The organism is Algibacter sp. R77976 (assembly GCF_044594645.1).
Taxonomy (GTDB): domain Bacteria; phylum Bacteroidota; class Bacteroidia; order Flavobacteriales; family Flavobacteriaceae; genus Algibacter_B.
In genome coordinates this window covers 3,270,374-3,294,575 of record NZ_CP138989.1, presented here as the reverse complement: position 1 = coordinate 3,294,575, position 24,202 = coordinate 3,270,374, and the positions used below count along the sequence as shown (strand labels likewise).

Genomic DNA, 24,202 nt, shown 5'->3' with positions numbered 1-24,202 from the left:
AAATTTCACCAATTTATATTTTAAGGAATAGAGATATGTATTTTACCTCTTTCAAGTTTAATTTTTCCGTCATGTTCTAGTCTTTTTAAAATTCGAGAAATGACAACTCTTGATGTGTTAAAATCGTTTGCTATGTCTTGATGAGTAATTAATAAGTCTTCGCTATGTCTAATTTTAGCTTGATTGGAAAGGTATTTGTATAGACGACTTTCAAGCTTAAAAAAAGCCAATTCTTTTATAACACTAAGCATTTCTTCAAGCCTGTTATGATAACTGTCAATAATAAAAACGCGCCAAGTTTTATACTTAACCATCCATTCTTCAATTTTATGAACAGGGAACATAATGCATTCAATGTCTTCTTCGGCTGTAGCTCTAAACATGCTTTTGTTTCGGTGTATACAGTTTATGAATGAAATAGCACAAGTATCGCCTTCTTCTAAAAAGTAAAGTAGAATCTCATTCTCGTGATTGTCTTCTCTTGAGATTTTAACAAGACCATTTATAATTAATGGAATATGAGTCATTTCTAACCCGATATCTATTAAAAGGTCGTTTTTATCATAAGTGGCATAAGTGCCATTTCTCGCTATCTCATTAATCAATCTTTTTTCAAATACATTATTAAAATGTAAGTGTAATTGTTCTTTTAAAAATGTTGTGTTTTTTTTCATTTTGTAATGCTACAATCTTAAATCTTGTAATTTTTTTATTGGAAATTAGCAACCGCCTTCTACAGCTGATTTCTTTTTCTTTCTGATTGGAATTACAACTTTAGGAGCTGGCACTACTTTTGGTTTTATTTTTATATTTGCCTTTTTAGCAGATTCCTGTATAAAAGCGGCAACATCTGCTTTTGTTGTTTCAATATCACTATTTTTTGTTATTAATTTATTTTGATCGTAATCTATTTCAATAGTTAGTATTTTAGTAGTATCAAACCCTAATTGATATAATAGTAAAAATGGTAAATTAGTTTCTTGAGGGTTATTACCATATAGAACAATTGTTTTATTCGTGTTTTTTAATTCTTTAAAAACGTTTAAGTGTTCTTCATTTAAAAAATCGGGAGTGTGAATATTTATAGCATTATTTAAATGACCTTTTTCAAATTCAAAGGCACTTCTTATATCAATTAATACATTGTTTTGGTTATTAATGTTTTTAAGATTAACAAAGTAATTATTGTTTGATATATTCTCGAGGGTATCTTTAGTGTTATGTGCAAACGTGTTTTTAGGCCTTTTGAATGTAAAAAGTCCAATTAATATTATCAATATAAAAAGTGTTGAAGCTATTGATATACGTTTTGTTTTTTCTAGTTCTTTCATGTGTTAGATATCTATTGTTTTTTAGCAGTCATGCTAGACTATAACTTCAATTAAAGTTAACAACCACCTTCAGCAATTTTCTTTTTCTTCTTTACTGTAATTATTTTTTTAGGGGCTTTTTTACTTACACTTTTTGTTTTTACTTGGTCAGGATAAACCACCCCGTAAAACATGCTTGCGGCTTTTCTTGTTGTGTATAATTCGAATGCTTTTGAAGGCATATTTTCGGTAGGTTTAGTTGGATTAATAATTGTTGTAAACCATTTGTTTATACCGCCTTTTAAAACGTGTAAATTACTATAGTTTAATCTATTGCATAAACTCCAAGCTTGATCTGCGTAAAAATTATCATTCGAAAAAAATACCACGTCATATTGGTCTTGATTTAAATAAGATTCAAATTCCGTATCAAGTAATTTTTTTAAAGGAATATTTATAGCGTTAGGAAGCGTGTATCTGTTATAGCTTTTCTCATCTCTAACATCAATTAATATGAAAGAAGGGTCTTGACTAATTATTTTATGAGATATTTGATCTGTTGATATATATCTTTCAAGACTTATTATATTGCCAAGTAATTGATCGGCTGGTATACCTTCATTTTTTTCATATTTAGGTAATAAAACTAGACCACCGGCTAGAATAATAAGTATGGCAGCCATCATTATGTATCTAAAAGATAAAATTTTTGCAATTTTTTTCTTTACCATCTTTACATTGTTTATTAATTAATAAAACACCTTTTTAATTTTTTTCCTAACCAGGTCTGCAACTACAAATGCCACAATGGCTATTATGGAAAATATAAAAATTGTCCAATAAGGATTCCAATCAAATGAGTCAATTAAAGTGATATTACCTAAGTAATAGCCGTTATAAATAGGTTCAATAAAGTTGTACAATTCAGAGAAAATAAATATTCCAATCAAAATACCTAAGACATAAACCCAAGCATCAAGTTTTCCTATTGCTACACCGCATAAACTGGTTCCAGGGCAAAAGCCACCGGCAACGAAACCTATTCCCATTATAGCGCCACCAATTATTGCAGCCCAAACATAAGTGGGGTGTATGTATAGCTGTCCTACATCTATATAGCCTAAATAATCTAAATAATAGATGCCAATTACAGATACTACCGCAGCCGTGAAAAATACTTTTAAAACTGCAAAATCATAGCCATAGAAAACACCTGCCATTTTTCTTGAAGAAGAAAACCCAGAAGATTCTAAAACAAATCCAAAAGCAATACCAATACAAATGGCAACAATACTATCCCATTGTTCAGGAATAATACTACTAGAAATTAAAAATTCCATATTTTATATTTTTTAATTAAATCCAATTTTTTCTAAAGAAATAAGCCGCAATATAGCCTGTGCCAAAAATGGCAAGCATAGTTATAAACCCTCCAGATGATAATACAGCCATGCCACTTAATGCAGCACCACTTGTACAACCTCTAGCAATTTGAGCGCCTAAACCAAACAATATACCTCCAGATAAAGCAAAAATTAATCGGCGTTTGCTAGTTATTTTAGGAGAATGTTGCACTCTCCATCTAATCCTGCCAGCTAAACTTCCAGAAATAAATGCGCCAATTAGTACGCCTATGGCTTCAAAAACCAACCATGTATTCATTGGTGTATCTTCTTCTTTTATAAATTGACTATAGTATGCGTTGTTTTCGGCATGTGTTGGAGCTACTTTATCTACAATGGTAACAACACTACTTTTCATGGCACCACTTGCTCCTAAACCTCTTCCAGTTAGTAAAAAGGTAAAAATGATTATGATGCCAAGTAGAAAGCCACCAAAATATGGATTCCAATATAAATGACTGTTTTGCTTTAGTTTTGTATTCATAATTAATATTTTTTAATAAAGAAATCTTGTTAATTGTCCGGCTTCTACCATAACAAATCGGAAAATGAGTCCGCCTATAATGACCAACAAAGCCGGTACTACAACAGGAACTTTAAAGCCTATTAGCTCAATAAATTCAAGTATTGCAGGGACTATTAGCCCAAGTAAAACCACAAAGCCAAAAAACATTAAAGTAAAATCTCCGGCTATTAATAATTGCATGGCTTCTAGTTGTACTTGAGAGCCTGCATAGTATCCCATAATCATATGAGTGATTAGCGCTAATTCAATAATGATTAAGCCTAAATCAATTTTTCCAAACAGATGTTTTTCGGTTTTCTTTTTTGATAAAAGAATAATAGCGGCAGCTCCTGTAGATAAACCAGATACTAAAAATAAAGGGCCTAAAATAGCATTGTTCCAAAGCGGTCTTGCATTAAAAGCAGATAATAAAATACCAGTGTAAACACCTAAAACTAATGCCAAAGGAATTAGCGCATAGGCTATATTTTTTCTGTTTTTTATGATGAATTTTTCAAAACTGTTTAAAAATTTAAACTTTTTGAACACCTTTAATTTAGATTCCAGTTTAGGATAAACTTCTCGATAATAACTAAAAGTCCAAAGAAAAGATAAAGGTGTTGTAATTAACAAAACCCACGCGCCCCAAGACATTGGAGATTCTATTCTAAACGTGGTATATAATTGCCATGTGTATAAGGGGTGCGTTAAGTCGTAAACTAAAGCCAATAGCCCTAATGATAATGCTATAGGTGGAATAATAGATGCTGTTTTTACAGCCGTTGGATATTCATCTTCTTTGCCTAATATATAGAGTAAGGCTCCAAAAAATAATATACCAGCAGCTAGGCCTCCTAAAAATAAATATACAGATATTGGCCAATGCCAAATTTCTAATGAAGGATCAATGTTTGGAATATGTCTTCCGCTTGTGAATAATTCTTCTTGCATCGTATTGGTTTTAAATTAAGTAAAATACATGTGGATCTGTACCTGCTTCTGGCGCTAACGTTTTATATTTTCTATTCTTTAATAGTAATGATACTTCGCTATTTGGGTTGTCTAAATCTCCAAAATACATACATTTAGTAGGGCACACAGAAACGCATGCAGGAAGTTGACCTTTTTGAAGTCTATGATGACAAAATGTGCATTTATCTACATAACCATCTGGGTGTTGATATCGCGCATCATAAGGACATGATTCTATACAAGCGCCGCAACCAATACATTCATCTGCTGTTACTAAAACAATACCACCATCAACTATATGGCTAGCGCCTGTTGGGCAACATCTTACACAAGGTGCGTTGGCACAATGGTTACATCTTTCAGATTTTAATTCTAAAGCAATATTAGGATATGTACCATCTACAGTTTCTGTTATCCAATCTCTGCAATAACCAATTGGAACATCGTTTTCTGTTTGGCATGCTACCACACAATCACTACATCCAACACATTTTAAAGTGTCTATTACCATGGCATATCTCATATCTCAGAAGTTTTATGTGGGTTATCCTTTAAAATGGTTACAAAATTGCCTCGCATTCCTGTTCCTCCCATAATTGGATCAATAAATATATTTGAAATCATTTGTGTATCATCAACACCTTTTCCAAAAGCTCTAGATAGTTTTTTATTATTCATACCAAAACCATGAACCATATAAACCGAATCCCACCGCACCCTTTCGGTTACTCTTACTTTTATAGTAAAGTCTGATAGAATGCCGTCTTGGTTTTTTAGCCAAACCTCTTGGTCTTTCTTTAAATCTAGTATTCTGGCAACTTTTGGATTTACCCAAAGTTTATTTTCACTTTTTAAATCGGTTAAATTAGGGTTGTTCGATGTTCTACTAAAGGTGTGCATAGGCGATCTTCCATAATTTAATCTATAAAAGCCTTGTGGTGCTTCAGGATGTTGGGTGTATTTTGGTAAAGGGTCAAAACCTAAGTCTTCTAGTTCTCTAGAGTAGAATTCTATTTTGCCACTATTAGTTCCAAATTCATAAACTTCATTTTCGTTTAAATACATAGAACCAGATTTTCTAGGATATTTTTTCACTCCAATTTTCTCCATTTCTTCTCTTGAAGTACCCAACTCTTTAAGTTGCCAATCAATAACCTCATTAAAATCATTGTATTTATAATAGTCCTCTAGACCTAAGCGCATACCAAGTTCTTTGGCAATCCAAGCTCCAGGTTTTGTTTTGTATTTAGGTTTTGTTGCAGCAAATCTAACCGCAATTGAGGGTTCTCTGTTGGTTGCAGAACGCACAATGTCGGTACGTTCTAGGTAGGTGCACTCGGGTAAGATCACATCTGCATAACCAGTTATATCCATTGGCATGGTATCTATAACCACCAAAAACTCTAATGCGTCTAGTGCTTCTTTTAACTGTTTAGTGTCTGGAATAGATTTTAATAAGTTTGTTCCTGCAACCATCCACGCCTTGACAGGATATTCAGGATTTTCTTTTGGGATGGAAGATTTAATAATCTCATTCGTTAATCCCATTTGCGCCAATGGGTAATTTTTCCCTATATCTTTCCAATCCCATTTTGGATGCGGATATGGAGGATGTGGAAAATTAGGAATAGATATTTTTTCTTTAAAATAAAAGCCTCCTTTACGACCCCATGAACCTAGTAAACCGTTTAAAATTGCAATAGCTCGTTCTCTTTGTGTATCATCGCCATACCATACTACGTGTCTTCCTGGGTGCACAATAACAGCGGGAGCGGCCTGCGCCATAGCTCTTGCAGTTTTTCTTATTTCTTCTGGTTTTATGGTGGTAATACCATAGGCCCATTCTGGAGTAAATGGTTTAACATGGGCTTTTAATTCATCAAAGCCTAAAGCATATTTTTCAACATAGGCTTTATCATAGATTTCTTCTTCAATTAATACATGCATCCACGACAGTAATAAAGCAATATCGGTAGCGGGTTTAATAGCTAACCAATGTTGCGATTTACTTGCTGCTGTAGAAAATCTTGGGTCTACAGTTATAATAGTAGCTCCGTTATCTATAGCATCAGACATTTCCTGTACTTGGGTGTTGTGCATATTTTCACCAATATGAGAACCAATAAGTACTAAACACTTGGTGTCTCTTATATCTGTTGGTTCTGGCGAACCAACCCAAGCGCCATATGTTAAAGCAAAAGCCGTTTCTCTTGGTCCTCTACATTGTGCAAAAGCTGGTTCTGCAATAGTATCAGAGCCAAAGGCTTTAAATAAATGTTCAAAATGCCAACCCGGACATCCATGTTTAAGTAACCCTAAGGATTCTGGGCCGTATTTGTCTTTAATGCTTTTAAATTTACTTGCGACTAAATCTAAAGCCTCGTCCCAACTCGCTTCTCTAAACGTTTCTTCACCATCAACAGTTGTTCTAATTAATGGCGTTTTTAATCGGTCTTCATCATGATACATTCCTACGCCACCCGTACCTCTTGGGCAAAGGCGTCCGTTACAATGTGGATCTTCATCATTACCTATAATTTTTTTAACATTACCTTCTTCATCTGTATAGGCCCAAGCAGCACATTTCCAAAAACATACCTCGCAATACGTGGCTGTTTTTTTTAGATTTTGAGCATTCTTTATAGCTGCTTGTTCATTTAGATATGAATTTTCACCAAAAAGATTTAACGCTGAAGTAGAGGTAGCAAGTCCTCCTATACCTAATGCGGAAATTTTAATAAATTTTCTCCTCGAAGTCCTCATAGATTACTTTTTTTACCCAGTAAAGATAGAGTCGTTGAGGTTTTGAAATTATGACAATTGTCATTGATTCAGCGTTTTATGTGTAACAAATGTTACATAAGAATACTTTTGTTAGTGTTCAGATTGTTTTGATAATTGTCTTTTTAAATTGTTGTAAATTTGAATAGTTTTATAATTGAATGAAGAAAAAAATATTTTCAAAATTGTTTTTTATAGTGGTAATATTATTGTTTTCAATACTGCTATATTTTAAGAATAAATCAGGTTTTGAGTCTGAAGGTGTTTATAAAACGGTTGTTGAAAGTGCTAATGAACACGTTGAAGTTTCAGCTCAAGAATCATGTTTTCTGTGTCATAAAAACACGAAAGGCTATTCAAAGTTTCATAATCCAGAAATTATTGGTTGTGCCGGTTGTCATTTAGGAAATATTGCTTCATCTAATAAAGAAGACGCTCATGAGGGCATGGTTTTAATCCCAGGAAATTTATCGGATGCAAAACAAACCTGTGGTACATGTCATCCAAATGAATTACACAAAGTAGAAAACTCTTTAATGACTACAAATAGTGGACTTGTAGCTGTAGATAAATTTGTTTTTGGTGAAGCTGATAGCCTAGATTATCATTATCATATAAAGGATATTAAAAACTCAGCATCAGACAAACATTTAAGAGATTTATGCGCAAATTGTCATTTAGGAGCTGAGAAAACAAGCTTTGGCTCTATAAGCCAATTGAGTAGAGGTGGAGGTTGTAACGCCTGTCATTTAAATTATTCAAATGAAGCAAAAAATGACTTAGATAATTATTTAACTTCAAATAAAGCAGAATTACCAAAAACACATCCTTCAACAGATATTTTTGTTAATGATACACATTGTTTTGGATGCCATAGCCGTTCTAGTAGAATTTCAACAAATTACATTGGCTTGCAAGAAACCTTACTGGATGAAAACGATGTAAAGAACAAACAAGGCTATAAGATTTTAGAAGATAAACGTGTTTATAAATATATTGAAGAAGATGTGCATCATACAAAAGGTATGTTGTGTATAGATTGCCATTCTTCTCATGAAGTTATGGGCGATGGTAATACCTATGCACACGAAGAGCAAGCTGTAAAAGTACAATGTATAGATTGTCATTTTAAAGAGAAGCCGAATACAATCCCATACGACTCCTTAGATACTGAGAGTTTGCTTGTTTATTTTCATAGAAATTATAAACATAAGGATAAGGAAATTATAGCAGTTAAAAAGGATAATCACCCATTAGTGAATACCTATGTAGATAGTCTTGGCGATGCTTATTTAATTGGTAAAAAAGATGGCGCATTACACGCTTTAAAACCTCAGGGCGATGTTTGTTCTAGAGATAACGCCCATAAAAATGTAAGTTGTGCAACATGTCATTCTTCATGGACACCACGTTGCATTGGGTGTCATAATGATTATGATAAAGAAGAGAAAAGTGCTTTCGATTTGTTAGATAAAAAATATACCAAAGGCCAATGGAAAGAGTATGTTGCAGAATTCTCATCGTCATTACCAGCTATGGGAGTTCGTGAAAATAGTGAAGGAAAACATATAGAGCCTGCAATTCCAGGAATGATTATGACCATAGATTTAGGCAGTTATGGTGAAAAAACTAAAGAAGAATCACTTTTGTTTCACAGATTATATGCACCAAATTCACCACATACAACAACAAAAGAAGTGCGTGATTGTGCCTCTTGCCATTCAAATTCTGCTACCTTAGGCTATGGCAATGGCACCTTGGTTTATGATATAAAAGGGCATAGTGGCGAATGGGTATTTACACCCGAATATGCATTAAACAGTCATGATAATTTGCCTGAAGATGCTTGGATTCCTTTTCTAAAAAAGGTTGATAAAAAAACAATAAATTCTACAAGATCAGATTTCAGACCATTTCATGTGAAAGAACAAAAAAGACTTCTTTTGGTGGGCGCTTGTTTGCAATGTCATAAAGATAATTCTAAAGTTATGCAGCAAGCCATAGTAAAAGGGTTAGACCCCATGTTAAAAGGTGTTAGTAAAGAATGCATTCTACCTTATAAGTAGAGTTGCCCGGCAATTAAATACGGTTAAGTCCTGAAAACATAGTGGAACGAATTTATATTTAATATTGGTATCAAAATGTTTTTATAAATACAAATAGTATAAAAATTTTGATGTATTATTTAGATTTTAAAAATTTGACTCAGTTTTTTTTATTAACTCTTAAAAATACGTATTCAATTGTATTTATTAAGTATTATTACTTATTTTTGATTTAAAATGTAATTTGTAATGCATCTAAAATCAGCAGTTAACCCATTAGAAATCAAACCGAATTTAGATGGTTCTTGTGGTATTTGCAGACGAACAAATTGCCTCATTCATAATAACTCAGATGTACTTTTTTCTTCCAAACTACCACAAAGTAATACGGTGCTTAAATGTAAAAAAGGACAGCAATTCATTATAGAAGGCGCTCCAGTAAATGGACTATATTTTATAAAAAGTGGTACCGTTAAGGTTTTTAGAACGGGTATAAACGGGCGCCAGCAAATTGTTCGATTTGCTAAACCTTGCGAAATTATAGGGCACCGTGGTTTTGGTACCCAAGAGTATTATTCAATTGGTGCTATAGCGCTTCAAGACACAGAGTTACATTATTTTTCTAAAGAACATCTTCAAGACACTTTATTAAAAAACCCAAAGTTTGCTTACGATATGATGCTCTTTTACGCCAACGAGCTCAACCGTAGCGAAAACAAAGTAAAGTCCATTTCTCAAATGACGGTTCGCGAACGTGTTATCGATACCTTATTGTACATACACCGTAAGTTTGGCAATTTAAAAGGATTTATAAACCTACCTCTTAGTAGAAAAGAGTATGCAGATTATGCAGGCACAACAGAAGAGCAAGTTATTCGGGTGTTCTCCTTACTTAAAAAAGAGCGTCTTATAAATACACAAGGAAAAAAAATTGGTATTATTAATGTGCAAACTCTTAAAAACGAAATTAGTGAGCATAACTATTTCTTAGATAGTTAATCTGTTGTTTTAATCAATTATTTCTGTGCCTGCCTGCCGGCAGTAGGTTACCACAAGGGTTGGGTTTTTATTCATGCATTTTTATTTTAAAAATTTTGAATTCATGGACATAAATGTTTCAATGCAAGTCCTCGCTCCATGATTCCGCTGTGGGCTTTCTTTTTCATAACGCATTCATATACTAATTAAGTGTTAGTAGTTAGAATGTATTACTAAGTAATTTAAATCAAATTCAAGTAATATTAAGTAAGTGTACTTATGTTAATATGGTTGTTTAAGATATTGATTTGTAGGTCTTTGTGATTATAATGTGTTTTTTAGCAGGTTTTATTATGTTTTAAAAAGAGGTTTTAACATGGGTATAATCATGAAATAGAAGTATATCTACTTATATATTTGCCTTAAATAAGTATTAATACTTAGATTAACTAAAACGTATATAAAATGAAACCTCTATTTAAAAAAACAACTTGGATTTTACCAATAGCAGCTTTACTTATGGCTTGTGGTGGAAAAGAAAAGAAAAACACAATTGCAGAAAACGCAACTGCAGAAACTTCTAAAACAAAAACCTTAGCTATAGAGAAACCACAATTAACATTTGGGTTTATCAAATTAACAGATATGGCACCTTTAGCGATTGCAAAGGAAAAAGGATTTTTTGAAGATGAAGGATTGTTTGTTTCTGTAGAAGCACAATCAAACTGGAAAAATGTATTAGACCGTGTTATTGATGGTCAGTTAGATGGTTCTCACATGTTAGCAGGGCAACCAATTGCAGCAGGAGCTGGTTTTGGTCGTCAAGCAAAATTAGTAACACCGTTTTCAATGGATTTAAATGGTAACGGTATCACAGTATCAAACGATGTTTGGTCTAAGATGAAACCAAATGTACCAAAAGGAGCAGATGGTAAGCCAGTTCATCCAATAAAAGCAGAAGCTTTAAAACCAGTTATTGATGAGTATAAAACAAATGGAAAAGCCTTTAAAATGGGTATGGTATTTCCAGTTTCTACACATAACTATGAAATTAGATATTGGTTAGCTGCAGCGGGAATACACCCAGGAATGTATACAGCAGATAACGTACAAGGACAAATTGATGCAGAGGTTTTATTATCTGTAACGCCTCCGCCACAAATGCCAGCAACGCTTGAAGCAGGAACAATTTACGGATACTGTGTAGGTGAACCATGGAACCAACAAGCTGTTTTTAAAGGTATTGGTGTACCTGTAGTAACAAATTATGATATCTGGAAAAACAACCCAGAAAAAGTATTTGTAATGACAGAGAAATTTGTTGAAGAAAATCCTAATACTGCAATTGCTGTTACAAAAGCATTAATAAGAGCAGGTAAATGGTTAGATGAACCAGCAAACAGACCAGAAGCAGTAAAAATATTATCTATGTCTCAATACGTAGGTGCTCCAGAGGCTGTATTAGCAAACTCTATGACAGGTACTTTCGAATTTGAAAAAGGAGATAAACGTGACATGGAAGATTTTAATGTATTCTATAAATACAATGCAACATATCCGTTCTATTCTGATGGTATTTGGTTCTTAACTCAAATGAGAAGATGGGGACAAATTCCAGAAGCTAAACCAGCAGAATGGTATGGAAATACTATTAAAGATATATACAGACCAGATATCTGGACTAAAGCAGCTAAGCTTTTAGTAGAAGAAGGAAATATTCCTGCTGGAGATATACCAATAACAGATGGCTATAAACCAGCAACAGCAGACTTTATTGATGGAACATCTTACGATGCTAAAGATCCTATTTCATATATCAATAGTTTCAAAATAGGAAACAAAGACAAAGCTGTACAATAAATAGCAGATTAACATTAAACAATAAAACGATGAAGCAAAGTATAACATTAGGAAAAGTAACCAAATTTATGGGCTTAGGCTTTTTAAATAAAACAAAAGACCTATTTACGGGGAAGCTAGAAAAAGAAGATTTTAAAAACTTTTTAAGAAAAACAATTGTACCACTTGCTTCTATTTTATTGTTTATTGGTCTATGGCATATGGGGGCAAAATCCTTATATAACATAGAAGCAGATCATAAAATTCAAACAGCCTTAACTGATCAAGGGCAAGAAGCTGCCGATGCATTGCAAGCATGTATTGCATCGGGAGATTCTAGTTGTCAACCTAACACGTTGCCATCACCTAGTCAAGTATGGGATTCATATAAATCTTTATTAAGAGATCATAACATTATTGCAGCAGATAAAGCAGCGTTTATAGAAAAAACTGCAGCGCTAAATGAAACACGTATTGCAGATGGATTAGATGCTATTACTTATACAGGTAGACCATCATTTGTAGATCAAATATTTAGAAGTTTAAAAACAGTTTTTGCTGGATTTTTATTAGCATTATTTATTGCTGTGCCATTAGGAATATTTATTGGACTGAGTCCAACTTTAAAAAGTGCATTCAACTGGTTTATTCAAATTTTTAAACCTGTATCTCCAGTAGTTTGGTATTTATTGGTTTTTATGATTGTAAAAACGTTGTTGATAGACTCGAATGAAGATAGTTCGTTTACCATCTCATTTATTAGTGTTGGTTTATGTTCTATGTGGGCCACTTTAGTAAATACTGCAATGGGTGTATCATCGGTTGATAAAGATTATATAAATGTTGCTAAAGTATTAAAACTAGGTAATTTTCAGAAAATATTTAAGGTTGTTTTACCATCATCTTTACCATTAATCTTTACAGGTTTAAAAATTACGTTATCTGTAGCGTGGATGGTATTAATTGCCATTGAATTATTAGCACAGAGTCCTGGTTTAGGATTATTTGTTTGGGAAGAATTCCAAAATGGTGCGAACGATTCTAATGCAAAAATTATTGTAGCCATGTTTGTAATTGGTATTATAGGTTTCTTATTAGACCGTTTAATGCTAACTATTCAAAACTGGGTGTCTTTTGATAAAACGGACGCAATCTAAATACGTTGAATTGTTTAAAAGTTTACTAGTGTAATTGATTAAACCCATCAACAAATTAACAGATAAACAAATAAGAAAATGGCATACTTAGAATTAAATAATATTTATAAGACTTACGGAAAAGGGGATAACGAGACCGAAGTATTATCTAACATTAACTTGAAGATAGAAGAAGGTGAGTTTGTTGCTATTGTTGGGTTTACTGGTAGTGGGAAAACAACTTTAGTAAACTTGATAAATGGTTTGATTGAACCTACAAAAGGCGAGGTTTTGTTTAAAGGAGAACCTGTACAAGGCACAAGTCATGAGCGAGGTGTGATTTTTCAGAATTACTCTTTGTTGCCATGGTTAACTGTTGGTCAGAATGTGTTTATGGCTGTTAAAGAGGCTTTTCCTAAAAAATCAAAGAAAGAGTTAAACGAGATTGTTGCCAACTATGTGGAGATGGTAAGTTTAACACCAGCTATTAATAAACGTCCTAAAGAATTATCTGGTGGTATGCGCCAACGTGTTGCTGTTGCAAGAGCTTTAGCAATGAAACCAGAGATGATTATTATGGACGAGCCATTAGGTGCATTAGATGCCTTAACTCGTGGGAATCTTCAAGATGAAATTTTAAATATTTGGGGGAAAGATAAGCGTACTGCTTTGTTGATTACTAACGATGTGGATGAAGGAATTTATATGGCAGATCGTATTATTCCGCTACGTCCAGGACCTAATGCAACACTTGGGCCTGAATTCAAAATTAATTTAGAACGCCCGCGTGATAAAACGGAGATGAATGATAATGCTAGTTTTAAGGAAACTAGAAATGCCATTATTGAATACTTAATGGATATTGGTGATGAGAGAAAATCGGAATCTGCTCAAGAGTATGTACTTCCGGAATTAAGTCCTAAAGATTTTGTTAATCAGTTTAAATAAGAAAGATATGAGTACAATTATAGAAAACACAAAAACGCCTAGTTTTACTGATAATGGTCTTTTTCCTTCTAATGAAGTGATGTTGGATTTGAAAAACCTTAAGAAAGTATATCCAACTCCAAAAGGTGATTATGTGGTTCTTGAAGATTTAAATCTTCAAATACGTAAAGAAGAGTTCGTAACGATTATTGGTCATTCTGGTTGTGGAAAAACAACCATGCTTTCCATGATTGCAGGATTAAATCCAATTTCTGGAGGAAACATTTCTGTACTAGGAAAACATATTAAAGGGCCAGGGCCAGATAGAGGAGTCATTTTTCAATCGCCAAGTTTAATGCCTTGGATGACCACTTTACAAAATGTAATGTTAGGCGTAAATCAAGTGTTTCCGCATGCTTCTAAAGCACAACGTAACGATATTGCTAAGTATTATTTACAAAAGGTAGGTATGGAAGATTCGTTTCATAAACGTGCTTCAGAATTATCTCAAGGTATGCAACAACGTGTAGGTATTGCAAGAGCCTTTGCTATTAAACCAAAGGTGTTATTGCTTGATGAACCTTTCGGGATGTTAGATTCTTTAACTAGAGGAGAACTTCAAGATATACTTATCGAAATTTGGAATAAAGAAAAAATTACAGCGGTTATGATTACTCATGATGTTGATGAGGCTATCTTTTTAGCAGACAGAGTAGTGATGATGACTAGTGGGCCTAAAGCTAAAATTGGTGATGTTCTAGATATCAATTTTGAAAGACCTCGAACAAGAAAATCGGTTTTAGAGCACGATGATTACTACAAATATAGAAAACATTTAATTGACTTTTTAGAGCATTAAATAAATTAAACAAACCGAATTACAACGTATTATTTAAGGTTATGAAAGCATGGTTTTTTCATAATTACAGGATAACTACAACTATAAATTAACAAAAACTCAAAAATTAAAAACAAGTAAACATGAAAAAACAATATGTAATAATAGGCTTAATGGCATTGATGGTTCAATTTGCTCAAGCGCAGTTTTCATTAGAAGGAGAATTTAGGCCACGTTCAGAATATTTTGGTAACGGTGGTAATTATACTGGAGGAACGTTTCCTGCACAAACGGCTACAGATGCCGATGAAGGTTTTATAAGCACATCTGTAAGAGCAGCAATAAAGGCTACTTATAAAGCAGAAACTTATACGGTATTTACTAGTTTTCAAGAAGTGTTTCTTTTTGGAGATAGAACTCAAATATCAGCTGCTAGTAACGGAAATTTTAGAGTACAAGAAGCTTGGGCAGATTTAAAATTAGGAGAATTTTCAAGTTTAAAATTAGGTCGTCAACCATTATCTTACGACGATCAAAGAATTCTAGGTGGTTTAGGATGGGCACAACAAGCAAGAACGCACGATGCAGCCGTTTATAAATTTAAGAAAAATAAAATCAGTTTAGATATAGGTGGATCTTTAAATACTACAACTGACGAAGTTTATAATAATTCTACATTGTTTTCTTATAGAGACATGATGTTCTTAAGAGCCAATACAAAAGGTGAAATGCTTAACTTATCGTTCTTAGGGTTAGTTAATACGTACCAAAATTCTAATGTAGATGGTTCTAATAAGTCTAGTTTAATTACAGCAGGTGTACACGCAGATTATAAAGTAAAAGATTTGTCTTTAGCAGCGAATTTATACCTTCAAGAAGGAGAAAGAATAGGTGGGGCCGATGTTAAAGGCGCTTTATTGGCAAGCATATTAGCTAAATACAAAGTTTCTGATAAATTAACGTTAGGAGCTGGTTATGAAACTATTTCGGGTAGAAAAGATGATTCTGCTGCGTTTTTCCCACTATATGGAACAAACCATGCTTTTAATGGTTTAATGGATAGATTTTATGTAGGAAACCATGCGAATGCAGGTGGTTTAAATGATTTTCAAGTTTCTCTTGCTACCAAAGTATCTGGTTTAGCAGTTAGTTTAACAGGTCATTTCTTTTCGGAAGTTGAAGATGTTGATGGGTTTGATGGTAAGGAGTTAGGAACAGAATTTGATTTAGTTGTAGCCAAAAAATTCAAAGAATTTAAGCTAGTAGGTGGATATTCTCATTTCTTTGAGCCAAGTGAAATAGCTGATATACCAGGTGTAAAATCTACTCAAAACTGGGCTTGGGCAATGTTAATTATACAGCCAAAGTTTCTTAAATAAAAATTCATCGTTGAATTGGATATAATACATTTTATAATGTTATTAGTTTGATATTCCAATTTATGAATCCCGCCTTGGCGGGATTCTTTTTTTATTACTGTATTAAAATTTATAATGGTAATTAACGGATTTTAATAGTCCAAGGTTTCATCAGAAATTAGAAGTCTTTTCAGGGATTTATAAAGTATTACACACGAAGCGAGCGAAATAGTTAAAGTACATAATGTATAAAAATAAAAAACCCATAACAAACGTTATGGGTTTTTTTATGCGGAGAATGAGGTAAGTGAACCTCTTTCGTAGTACCTTTATTTATTACTGTTTCAGCCCTGTACCATTGTTGGGTCACCTAATAGGTCACCTTTATACCTTTTAGTAAAGATAAGGAATTTACTTGATTAATCCTTGTACTTTACTGATTTCAAAGCCCATAAAGTCGCAAAATTCATCGATAGTAACTAACTGATGAGCTTCTTTGTTTAGGCGTTCTTTAATCGTCTTGATTATTGTTCTGCCATAACGCTCACTCTTTCCTGTTACCACTTGCACGTCTTTAGGGTAAATACAGATTCTACTCATTTACTTTAAATTTAAAATTAATACTCTAACTATACTTTATCTATACCGTAGCTATAAAGCACTTATATATACAATATACGACTAATATCCCATTGAAAAAACTATCTAAATCGGAAGTTTTGGCAACTTATAAACACTACGGAAGCACTCTAATATATTGACAGTCAATAGCTCGTATATTTGATATTCATCATCAAAAAACATATTAGTTATGGCAAAATTAAAAGGTATTATTAAGTTAGAAGGAACGTTAGACAATCTAACTTTTTACAAAGCAAAAGAGGGTTATTTAGTAAAGACCAAAGGCGGTGTTTCTAAAGAACGTATTCAAAATGACCCAGCATTTGAGCGTACTCGTGAAAACGGTTCAGAATTTGGTAGTTCTGCATCATCTGGTAAGCTATTGAGAACATCTGTTAGAAACTTAATGATTAGAGCAAAAGACAATCGTGTTTCAAGTCGTGTTACCCAAAAAATGACTCAAATTAAAAACTTTGATACAACCTCTGTAAGAGGAAAAAGAAATGTGGCTACGGGATTAGCAACACCTGAAGGCAAAACCACTTTAAAAGGCTTGGATTTTAATAATAGAGCGTTATTAAGCTCTGTTCTATTCGCTCCGTTTACTGTAGATGGTGTAACTGGTGAAATAACTATTCCAAATTTAACGCCTGCCAATGATATTGCATATCCAAATGGCGCAACTCACGTTAGTTTAAGTTCAGCATTTCTTAAAGTTGACTTTGATACTACAGATAACGCAATCGAATACAGTCCAACTGTAAATATTCCGATAGATTCAACCTCTGCAACGCAAACACTAACTCCTGCAGGTGTACCAACAGGCACAGGAAACGATATATTCGTTTTATTGGTTGAGTTCTTCCAAGAGATTAACGGTGTTCAATATCCGCTTAAAAATGGCGCATATAACGTTTTAAATATCGTAGAAGTAGCATAAAAGTTTCATTCTGACCTTTGAAGCTGAAAGAGTCCTATAATTTTTATTGTAGGGCTTTTTCTTTTGCTATAATTTTTTTAAGAAAAGAAAAAAGACAGCCAATGTAAAAGGTAGCGAGGATAATGCTGTCAAGGTTTTTGGATAAAAGTTTTTTATTCTAAAAAGTTGAAACAAATAACTAAAGTGCCTTAAAAAAATTTTATTCAAAACCCATAGGGCTTGACCTTTACAGTATTTAGCGTTGGCTGATGCGAGCTGCCTATATTTGCTTTCTTTTTTATTTTTATCTCTAAACTATAAATCTATTATTATGGAAAATCCTTTTGAAATTATAAATAACCGATTAGAACGTATTGAAAGACTACTTGAAAACATTAGTAATAATAGCATAAGAAATGAAGCTAACATCAACTTACCAAAAATTATGAATTTAAAACAACTTACAAGCTATTTAGATGTTTCCAAATCATATCTATATAAATTAACAAGTACCAATAATATACCACATTCTAAAAGAGGTAAAAGAATTTATTTTGATATGGAAGTCATCAATAATTGGGTGTTAGAAAATAAAATATGGACACAAGATGATATTGAAGAACAGGTGAATAGTTATTTAATGAAAAATAGAAAACATTTTTAAGTAATTATTATTGTTTGTTAACGAAATGAAACAAACAAAGACTTGAGGTAAGGAATACTTGGACTTAACGATGGTTTTGTGCAGATGAATGAGATAACTAATATTCTAACCTACTATTTTACTACTGTTTCATTATAGTTCTGAATGTGGTTGTGTGTTCCAAAGTGAGCGTGGGATAAGCGGATATTTTACATAATACCAGTTATAGCTACGAAAATATAAGAATACTGCGATAGCAAACCCTTGAAAGGATTTTTGCTACTATAACTTGTATTATGTAACATAGCTTGGGTGAGTTTAGGGTTTTATGATATAATAATAACAGAATAGCTTATTGCAGTTTGGTTTGATTTTATGAAAACCAAAGCTGTAATATGCTATTACCTTAAAGACAAAAAAACGCTAAACTTGTTAGGTGAGCGGAACAACACAAAAGACAGAGGATTTTGAGGTACGAAAAAACTGGATTTTGGGTTGTGGGGAATAAAAAAGAGCCTTCCGAAAAAGACTCTTTCATTATTGCTTAATGGTCGTGATTTGAATGGTCATCACTTTTTGTTTCACCTGATTGATTCATCATCATTTCGTGGTCGTATTTACAACAACCTGGTAAACCATCATATGCTTCTTCATCACCTGCTACTTTTTCGGTATCATAACCTGAAGCTGCGATTGCTTTATGGATTGCCATTGCATCGGTTTTTGTATCATCAAAAGACACATCAATCTTCTTTTTATCGACATCCCAATTAGCACTTGCAACACCTTCAACACCGTTAGCTGCTTTTTCGATAGTGTTTTTACACATTCCGCAATTTCCTCTTACACCAAAAGACAGGTCTGTCATTGCCATATCTTTTGACATTTCAGTAGTTGTGGTTTCTGTTTCTTTTTTGGTTTCGTTTTTACAACTTGTTAAACCTAATGCTGCTATTACAGCTACACTTAAAATTACTTTTTTACTCACGTCGATTACATTTTTGTTTTTGTGTTCGTGATTTTTCTTTGAAAAATTCATTGTTTAAAATTTAATTGTTATTACTTGATTTATTATTCTATTACTTGTTTTACTTCACCACAGGTTAGCATTGCTTCGCCAAAATATGGATTGATTACTTTTTCTTCTTTGCTTAACCAATAAGCACCATTATTGTTATCTGCCATTGGACAAAATTCTACATAGACCTTTTCATTGATACCAAATAGTTGTACAGCATTGATTAGATGTGATGATAAATGTTTAAAATGGTCTCTTTGTGATTTTATATCGGACGTTTCAGAAATTGAGGTCGTTGAAGGTTTTATTTCCTTTTCTAATGACATCCAATGGTTATGCGCCTTGTTATCTGACAACAATTTCATATCTACTTTACTTAAATTGTTCAATAGACTTGTTGCGTTTGCTGAAGTACTTTTTGAATCTTCTTTTACTAAAGCATCTTTTAAATTGATATACGCATTGAAAACAGCTTTTAACTGCTCTTGAAATTTCTCTGACACTTTCAAACGCTCATTCATATTAGTGTGGTCACTTTCTTTGTTGGGTGAATTGTTATCCATACCTAAATGACCTTCGTGTCCAGTCATTACTTTACCACCATCTTTATTCATCATAGATTTTTTGCCTTGTAATTGTGCAGCTGCATCAACTGTAAATGTTCCGTTAGTCACTATTTCATTTCCAACAAATAAACCTTCTACAACTTCATATTCATTACCAATTTGATTACCTAATTTAATTTCACGCATTTCAAAAATAGGTTGGTCTGGATTTGTTTTAAGATACACCACAGAACGTTCACCTGTCCATAACACAGCAGATGCAGGAATTGTTAATAGGTCGTCATTTTTAGCTGTACTGCCTTCAATATTTGCCGTTACAAACATTCCTGGTTTAAAAACATCATTCTTATTATTTAGTACCACACGCAAGATTACAGTTCTTGTTTTCGTGTTTAAAACTGGGTCAATGAAATCTACTTTACCTTTAAACTCTTTATTAGGATAAGCATTGGTTGTTATCAAGACTTCCTGTCCTTTTTTAAAGCGGTCAATCTGATTTTCATACACATCAAAGTTTCCCCAAACTGTGTTAAGATTAGCAATTTTTAATAAAGGTTGACCTTGTTTGATATAATCACCTTGCTCTACCAATTTTTCTGTGACAGTTCCTGAAACGGTTGCATACACAGGAAAGTTTTCTTTCACTTTTCCTGTTTCTTCAATCTGATTGATTTGATTTTCAGAGAGCTTCCATAATTTCAGTTTATTACGAACTGCTTTGTATAAAGCAGGTTGTGATTCTTTTAAAGATGCTGCTGTAATTAATTCTTGTTGCGCTGCATACAATTCGGGTGAATAAATGGTTGCCAATAATTGACCTTTACGAATTTCTTCACCTGTAAAACTCACGTTCAAACGTTCAATTCTTCCAGCGAAATAACTTACCTGTACTGCATTAGCTTCTTCGTTTTCAGCAATTTTACCAGATAATTTGATAGTATTGCCTTCAACATTGCCTTTACCAACAATAGATGTTTGAATATTAGCTAAAGCCATTGCGTTTTCAGTCAATTTGAATTGGTCTGCTAATAAACCATCACTTCCACCATCAGCAGGAATTAAATCCATACCACAAATAGGACAATCGCCTGATTCTGGTTGCATAATTTGTGGATGCATAGAACACGTCCACATTTGATTGGTTGCTACAACCGCATCGTGATTATGCTCCGTTTCTTTATTTGATGAGTCACCAAAAAGCAACCAACCCAATAACACACCTACTACGAGTATGCCAATATATATGACTATTTTATTATTTTTCATTCTCTAATCGTTTTATCATTGCTTTCATTTCTCCTATTTCTTTACGTTGTGCTTTTATAATGTCTTCTGCTAATTTCTTAACTTCTGGGTCTTGAATATCTGCTCTTTCACTTGTTAAAATAGCGATAGAATGATGTGGTATCATTGCTTTCATCCAAAGGACATCACCAATAATTGGTGCTTGTGTTCTTACCAACCCTAATGCACCTACAAACAGTATAAAACTACCTGCAAGTATTGCGATATTCTTCTTTTTATCATTATACATTTTTCGCATAAAAAACCACATTATTACTGCCATTGTTGAAATTCCTAAACACGTCATATAGAATCGTGTTAAACTAAACCATACGTGGTCTATGGAATAGGTGTTTAAATACATTGTGATGTACATTGCTACAAATGAGCAAGCCAACATTATAAAGAAGGTTTTGTAATTTCCTTTGTTTGAGTGTTCTTTTGGATTTTTCATAATTATTTGATTTTATAGTTATACTTTAATTGTTCTTAATCGTAGTGCGTTACCTATAACCGAAACAGAGCTAAAACTCATTGCTAAAGCTGCTATCATTGGCGAGAGTAGTATTCCGAAGAATGGAAACAACACACCTGCTGCAATAGGCACACCTAAAGTGTTGTAGATAAGTGCAAAAAATAGGTTTTGCTTAATGTTCTTCATTACAGCATTACTTAAATTTTTTGCTTTTACAATACCGTGTAAATCGCCTTTTACTAAAGTTATCATAGCACTTTCTATCGCTACATCTGTTCCTGTTCCCATTGCAATACCTACATCACTTTTTGCCAATGCTGGTGCATCATTAATTCCATCACCTGCCATAGCAACTACTTTTCCATTTTTTTGTAGTTTCTCTACTTCTTTGAGTTTGTCTTCTGGTAGCATACTGGCTTTAAAATCTGCAAGATTTAGTTCTGATGCTACTGCTTGTGCTGTATCGTGATTATCACCTGTTAGCATTATTACATCTATCCCTTTATCTTGAAGTGATTTAATGGCTTTAGCACTTGTTTCTTTTATCTTATCGCCTATAACTACATATCCAACTACGGTTTCATCTATTGACAAATAAGAAACTGTTTTGCCTTGTTTTTGGTAAGATTTAGCTTCGTCTTTCATTTTAGAGGTAATATCTGCTTTGGCATATTCCATCATTTTAGGATTACCTAATGCTACATTTTTTCCATCAATTTTAGCTTCAACACCTTTTCCTGTAACAGCACTAAAATCTTCGGACTTTAAAATTTCTGCGTTGTGTTCTTTGCCATATTTAACTGTCGCTTCTGCTAAAGGATGTTCGCTATTTGTATTTAATGACACGATGTATTGTAACACTTCTTTTTCGCTTAAAGCATCATTAAAAGCACCAACGGTTTCAACTGTTGGCTTTCCTTCGGTAATTGTGCCTGTCTTGTCAACGATAAGCGTATTTACCTTATCCATTTTTTCAAGAGCTTCGGCATTTTTAATCAATACACCATTTTGAGCACCTTTACCCACACCAACCATCACAGACATTGGTGTTGCTAAACCTAAAGCACAAGGACACGCAATGATTAGTACTGCAATTGCATTCACAAACGCATACACATAAACTGGTTCTGGTCCCCAAATAGACCATACAATAAATGTGATAATAGAAATAAGAACTACAACTGGCACAAAATAACCTGAAACTTTATCTGCTAAATTTTGAATTGGTGCACGACTTCTACTTGCATCATTCACCATATGGATGATTTGTGAGAGTAATGTATCACTTCCTACCTTTTCTGCTTTCATCAAAAAGGATTGATTCCCATTAATGGTTCCGCTACTTACTTTATCATTTTCAGCTTTGTTTACAGGAATAGGTTCACCTGTAATCATAGATTCGTCAATGGTTGTTTCACCTTCGATTATCACACCATCAACAGGAATTTTATCGCCTGGTTTTACTTTGAGAATATCGTTGAGTTCTATCTCATCAATACTGACTTCAACTTCTTCATCATCAACTATTTTTATGGCTTTATTAGGTGCTAACTTTAGTAACTCTTTTACTGCCGAATTGGTTTTACTATGTGCACGAGCTTCTAACAATTGACCTAAAAGCACTAAAGTCAGAATAACTGTTGCTGCTTCAAAATAGACGTGAACTGCGCCTAATTCAGTTTTAAATTGTTCAGGAAATACATCTGGAAACAACATCCCAAATACACTAAATAACCAAGCCACACCTGCACCAATCCCAATGAGTGTAAACATATTGAGATTCCACGTTTTTATGCTTCTATAAGCACGCTCAAAGAACATCCAAGTGGCATAAAACACTACTGGAATGGATAAAACAAACTGAATCCAGTTCCAATTTTTCTGTTCCATTATATCATATAATGGATTGTTATTAAGCATTTCGCTCATAGCAATTAAGAAAATGGGTAATGTGAATACAGATGCTATCCAAAATTTCTTTAATAGCTTCTTATACGTTTTTTCTTCTGCTGAACTATCTACTTCCATTGGCACTAAATCCATCCCACAAATAGGACACGAACCTGCTTCGTCTTTTACAATTTCAGGATGCATAGGACACGTCCATTGTTCCATTGAAGTTGCTGATAGGTTTTGTTCTTCCACCAAATCCATTCCGCAAACAGGACAATCGCCTGGTTCATCATACGTTTTATCGCCTTCGCAATGCATAGGACAATAAAATGTGCCTGTGCCTTTTCCTTTTCCGTTGGGTTGCTCTTTCTTTTTATCTTTTGAATGTTGATGCTGTTCACCTTGTTTATGTATACTGTATCTGTCACCATCCTTTTTTAAGGCTTCTTGAAACTTTTCTATAGGAATATTTGATTCCATTTCTATGGTAGCTTCTGTCTTATCTAAATCGACTGTTGCTTTCGAAACTCCTTCTATTTTAGAGAGCGTTTCTTCAACGTGACTGCGACAACCGTTGCAAGTCATTCCGTGTATATGATATGTGTGTTTCATCTGTTGTTATTTATTTTTTAATGGTCAGATGTAATTCGCTTTTTAAAATCTTGAATAGTTTTATAATAATACATCCGCT

22 protein-coding genes are annotated in these 24,202 nt (G+C 33.3%); 9 read left to right on the top strand and 13 right to left on the bottom strand.

The window, feature by feature from the left end; genetic code table 11:
- Nucleotides 1-20: 20 nt before the first annotated feature.
- The 8 genes from SJY43_RS14020 to SJY43_RS13985 are packed head-to-tail and all read right to left on the bottom strand — an operon-like array spanning nt 21 to nt 6,953.
- A complete protein-coding gene (locus SJY43_RS14020; RefSeq protein ID WP_396601368.1) occupies nt 21-674 on the bottom strand; it encodes a Crp/Fnr family transcriptional regulator in 654 nt (217 codons plus the stop codon).
- A 45-nt stretch (nt 675-719) separates the two neighbouring features.
- A complete protein-coding gene (locus SJY43_RS14015) occupies nt 720-1,331 on the bottom strand; it encodes a rhodanese-like domain-containing protein (RefSeq protein WP_396601367.1) in 612 nt (203 codons plus the stop codon).
- 56 nt (nt 1,332-1,387) lie between these two features.
- The gene (locus SJY43_RS14010) at nt 1,388-2,041 is read right to left on the bottom strand and encodes a rhodanese-like domain-containing protein (protein WP_396601366.1); all 654 of its coding nucleotides are present in this window, start codon (nt 2,039-2,041) and stop codon (nt 1,388-1,390) included.
- 18 nt (nt 2,042-2,059) lie between these two features.
- A complete protein-coding gene (locus tag SJY43_RS14005; protein ID WP_396601365.1) occupies nt 2,060-2,650 on the bottom strand; it encodes a YeeE/YedE thiosulfate transporter family protein in 591 nt (196 codons plus the stop codon).
- A 16-nt stretch (nt 2,651-2,666) separates the two neighbouring features.
- Complete coding sequence (locus tag SJY43_RS14000) at nt 2,667-3,197, bottom strand: YeeE/YedE thiosulfate transporter family protein (RefSeq protein ID WP_396601364.1); 531 nt, start codon at nt 3,195-3,197, stop codon at nt 2,667-2,669.
- Nucleotides 3,198-3,209: 12 nt separating this feature from the next.
- On the bottom strand, nt 3,210-4,169 hold the full coding sequence (nrfD, locus tag SJY43_RS13995) for an NrfD/PsrC family molybdoenzyme membrane anchor subunit (RefSeq protein ID WP_396601363.1): 960 nt from the start codon (nt 4,167-4,169) through the stop codon (nt 3,210-3,212).
- A 10-nt stretch (nt 4,170-4,179) separates the two neighbouring features.
- Nucleotides 4,180-4,713 (bottom strand): 4Fe-4S dicluster domain-containing protein, encoded by a 534-nt coding sequence (locus SJY43_RS13990; protein WP_396601362.1) that lies wholly within the window; start codon nt 4,711-4,713, stop codon nt 4,180-4,182.
- A complete protein-coding gene (locus SJY43_RS13985) occupies nt 4,710-6,953 on the bottom strand; it encodes a molybdopterin-dependent oxidoreductase (protein WP_396601361.1) in 2,244 nt (747 codons plus the stop codon). The genes SJY43_RS13990 and SJY43_RS13985 overlap by 4 nt, the downstream gene beginning before the upstream one ends.
- A gap of 179 nt (nt 6,954-7,132) precedes the next feature.
- On the opposite strand from SJY43_RS13985, the gene SJY43_RS13980 reads away from it, so the two are divergent.
- From SJY43_RS13980 to SJY43_RS13950, 7 genes are all read left to right on the top strand, one after another.
- Complete coding sequence (locus SJY43_RS13980) at nt 7,133-9,037, top strand: hypothetical protein (protein ID WP_396601360.1); 1,905 nt, start codon at nt 7,133-7,135, stop codon at nt 9,035-9,037.
- Between the two features lie 228 nt (nt 9,038-9,265).
- The gene (locus SJY43_RS13975; RefSeq protein ID WP_396601359.1) at nt 9,266-10,015 is read left to right on the top strand and encodes a Crp/Fnr family transcriptional regulator; all 750 of its coding nucleotides are present in this window, start codon (nt 9,266-9,268) and stop codon (nt 10,013-10,015) included.
- 444 nt (nt 10,016-10,459) lie between these two features.
- Nucleotides 10,460-11,854, top strand: a complete 1,395-nt coding sequence (locus tag SJY43_RS13970) for a CmpA/NrtA family ABC transporter substrate-binding protein (RefSeq protein WP_396601358.1) — start codon at nt 10,460-10,462, stop codon at nt 11,852-11,854.
- Nucleotides 11,855-11,883: 29 nt separating this feature from the next.
- Complete coding sequence (locus tag SJY43_RS13965; protein ID WP_396601357.1) at nt 11,884-12,990, top strand: ABC transporter permease; 1,107 nt, start codon at nt 11,884-11,886, stop codon at nt 12,988-12,990.
- Nucleotides 12,991-13,068: 78 nt separating this feature from the next.
- Complete coding sequence (locus SJY43_RS13960) at nt 13,069-13,917, top strand: ABC transporter ATP-binding protein (RefSeq protein WP_396601356.1); 849 nt, start codon at nt 13,069-13,071, stop codon at nt 13,915-13,917.
- 7 nt (nt 13,918-13,924) lie between these two features.
- Nucleotides 13,925-14,755, top strand: a complete 831-nt coding sequence (locus tag SJY43_RS13955; protein WP_396601355.1) for an ABC transporter ATP-binding protein — start codon at nt 13,925-13,927, stop codon at nt 14,753-14,755.
- 122 nt (nt 14,756-14,877) lie between these two features.
- Entirely contained in the window at nt 14,878-16,113 is a 1,236-nt protein-coding gene (locus SJY43_RS13950; RefSeq protein WP_396601354.1) for an alginate export family protein, read from the top strand.
- 390 nt (nt 16,114-16,503) lie between these two features.
- On the opposite strand, the gene SJY43_RS13945 is transcribed toward SJY43_RS13950, so the two are convergent.
- The gene (locus tag SJY43_RS13945; RefSeq protein ID WP_396601353.1) at nt 16,504-16,692 is read right to left on the bottom strand and encodes a hypothetical protein; all 189 of its coding nucleotides are present in this window, start codon (nt 16,690-16,692) and stop codon (nt 16,504-16,506) included.
- A 211-nt stretch (nt 16,693-16,903) separates the two neighbouring features.
- Here SJY43_RS13945 and SJY43_RS13940 point away from each other — a divergent pair, with 211 nt between their 5' ends.
- A complete protein-coding gene (locus SJY43_RS13940) occupies nt 16,904-17,653 on the top strand; it encodes a hypothetical protein (protein WP_396601352.1) in 750 nt (249 codons plus the stop codon).
- Nucleotides 17,654-17,963: 310 nt separating this feature from the next.
- On the top strand, nt 17,964-18,296 hold the full coding sequence (locus SJY43_RS13935) for a helix-turn-helix domain-containing protein (protein ID WP_396601351.1): 333 nt from the start codon (nt 17,964-17,966) through the stop codon (nt 18,294-18,296).
- A 523-nt stretch (nt 18,297-18,819) separates the two neighbouring features.
- On the opposite strand, the gene SJY43_RS13930 is transcribed toward SJY43_RS13935, so the two are convergent.
- Genes SJY43_RS13930 through SJY43_RS13915 form a run of 4 tightly spaced genes read right to left on the bottom strand, consistent with a single transcriptional unit; the run spans nt 18,820 to nt 24,123 of the window.
- The gene (locus tag SJY43_RS13930; protein WP_396601350.1) at nt 18,820-19,314 is read right to left on the bottom strand and encodes a heavy-metal-associated domain-containing protein; all 495 of its coding nucleotides are present in this window, start codon (nt 19,312-19,314) and stop codon (nt 18,820-18,822) included.
- Between the two features lie 32 nt (nt 19,315-19,346).
- Nucleotides 19,347-21,125, bottom strand: coding sequence for an efflux RND transporter periplasmic adaptor subunit (locus SJY43_RS13925; RefSeq protein ID WP_396601349.1), 1,779 nt, complete (start codon nt 21,123-21,125; stop codon nt 19,347-19,349).
- Nucleotides 21,115-21,597 carry a DUF305 domain-containing protein gene (locus tag SJY43_RS13920; protein WP_138434445.1) on the bottom strand — a complete coding sequence of 161 codons (483 nt, stop codon included), beginning with the start codon at nt 21,595-21,597 and terminating at the stop codon, nt 21,115-21,117. The genes SJY43_RS13925 and SJY43_RS13920 overlap by 11 nt, the downstream gene beginning before the upstream one ends.
- Before the next feature lie 18 nt (nt 21,598-21,615).
- Nucleotides 21,616-24,123, bottom strand: coding sequence for a heavy metal translocating P-type ATPase (locus SJY43_RS13915; RefSeq protein WP_396601348.1), 2,508 nt, complete (start codon nt 24,121-24,123; stop codon nt 21,616-21,618).
- Between the last annotated feature and the right edge of the window lie 79 nt (nt 24,124-24,202).

Excerpts from the sequence above, each read along its gene's own strand:
- SJY43_RS13950 (WP_396601354.1), top strand. The coding sequence starts at position 14,878 with ATGAAAAAACAATATGTAATAATAGGCTTAATGGCATTGATGGTTCAA.
- SJY43_RS14005 (WP_396601365.1), bottom strand. The coding sequence starts at position 2,650 with ATGGAATTTTTAATTTCTAGTAGTATTATTCCTGAACAATGGGATAGT.
- SJY43_RS13965 (WP_396601357.1), top strand. The coding sequence starts at position 11,884 with ATGAAGCAAAGTATAACATTAGGAAAAGTAACCAAATTTATGGGCTTA.
- SJY43_RS14010 (WP_396601366.1), bottom strand. The coding sequence starts at position 2,041 with ATGGTAAAGAAAAAAATTGCAAAAATTTTATCTTTTAGATACATAATG.
- SJY43_RS13940 (WP_396601352.1), top strand. The coding sequence starts at position 16,904 with ATGGCAAAATTAAAAGGTATTATTAAGTTAGAAGGAACGTTAGACAAT.
- SJY43_RS13990 (WP_396601362.1), bottom strand. The coding sequence starts at position 4,713 with ATGAGATATGCCATGGTAATAGACACTTTAAAATGTGTTGGATGTAGT.
- nrfD (WP_396601363.1), bottom strand. The coding sequence starts at position 4,169 with ATGCAAGAAGAATTATTCACAAGCGGAAGACATATTCCAAACATTGAT.
- SJY43_RS14020 (WP_396601368.1), bottom strand. The coding sequence starts at position 674 with ATGAAAAAAAACACAACATTTTTAAAAGAACAATTACACTTACATTTT.
- SJY43_RS13920 (WP_138434445.1), bottom strand. The coding sequence starts at position 21,597 with ATGAAAAATCCAAAAGAACACTCAAACAAAGGAAATTACAAAACCTTC.
- SJY43_RS13945 (WP_396601353.1), bottom strand. The coding sequence starts at position 16,692 with ATGAGTAGAATCTGTATTTACCCTAAAGACGTGCAAGTGGTAACAGGA.
- SJY43_RS13975 (WP_396601359.1), top strand. The coding sequence starts at position 9,266 with ATGCATCTAAAATCAGCAGTTAACCCATTAGAAATCAAACCGAATTTA.
- SJY43_RS13960 (WP_396601356.1), top strand. The coding sequence starts at position 13,069 with ATGGCATACTTAGAATTAAATAATATTTATAAGACTTACGGAAAAGGG.
- SJY43_RS14015 (WP_396601367.1), bottom strand. The coding sequence starts at position 1,331 with ATGAAAGAACTAGAAAAAACAAAACGTATATCAATAGCTTCAACACTT.
- SJY43_RS13985 (WP_396601361.1), bottom strand. The coding sequence starts at position 6,953 with ATGAGGACTTCGAGGAGAAAATTTATTAAAATTTCCGCATTAGGTATA.
- SJY43_RS13925 (WP_396601349.1), bottom strand. The coding sequence starts at position 21,125 with ATGAAAAATAATAAAATAGTCATATATATTGGCATACTCGTAGTAGGT.
- SJY43_RS13930 (WP_396601350.1), bottom strand. The coding sequence starts at position 19,314 with ATGAATTTTTCAAAGAAAAATCACGAACACAAAAACAAAAATGTAATC.
- SJY43_RS13935 (WP_396601351.1), top strand. The coding sequence starts at position 17,964 with ATGGAAAATCCTTTTGAAATTATAAATAACCGATTAGAACGTATTGAA.
- SJY43_RS13980 (WP_396601360.1), top strand. The coding sequence starts at position 7,133 with ATGAAGAAAAAAATATTTTCAAAATTGTTTTTTATAGTGGTAATATTA.
- SJY43_RS13915 (WP_396601348.1), bottom strand. The coding sequence starts at position 24,123 with ATGAAACACACATATCATATACACGGAATGACTTGCAACGGTTGTCGC.
- SJY43_RS13970 (WP_396601358.1), top strand. The coding sequence starts at position 10,460 with ATGAAACCTCTATTTAAAAAAACAACTTGGATTTTACCAATAGCAGCT.
- SJY43_RS13955 (WP_396601355.1), top strand. The coding sequence starts at position 13,925 with ATGAGTACAATTATAGAAAACACAAAAACGCCTAGTTTTACTGATAAT.
- SJY43_RS14000 (WP_396601364.1), bottom strand. The coding sequence starts at position 3,197 with ATGAATACAAAACTAAAGCAAAACAGTCATTTATATTGGAATCCATAT.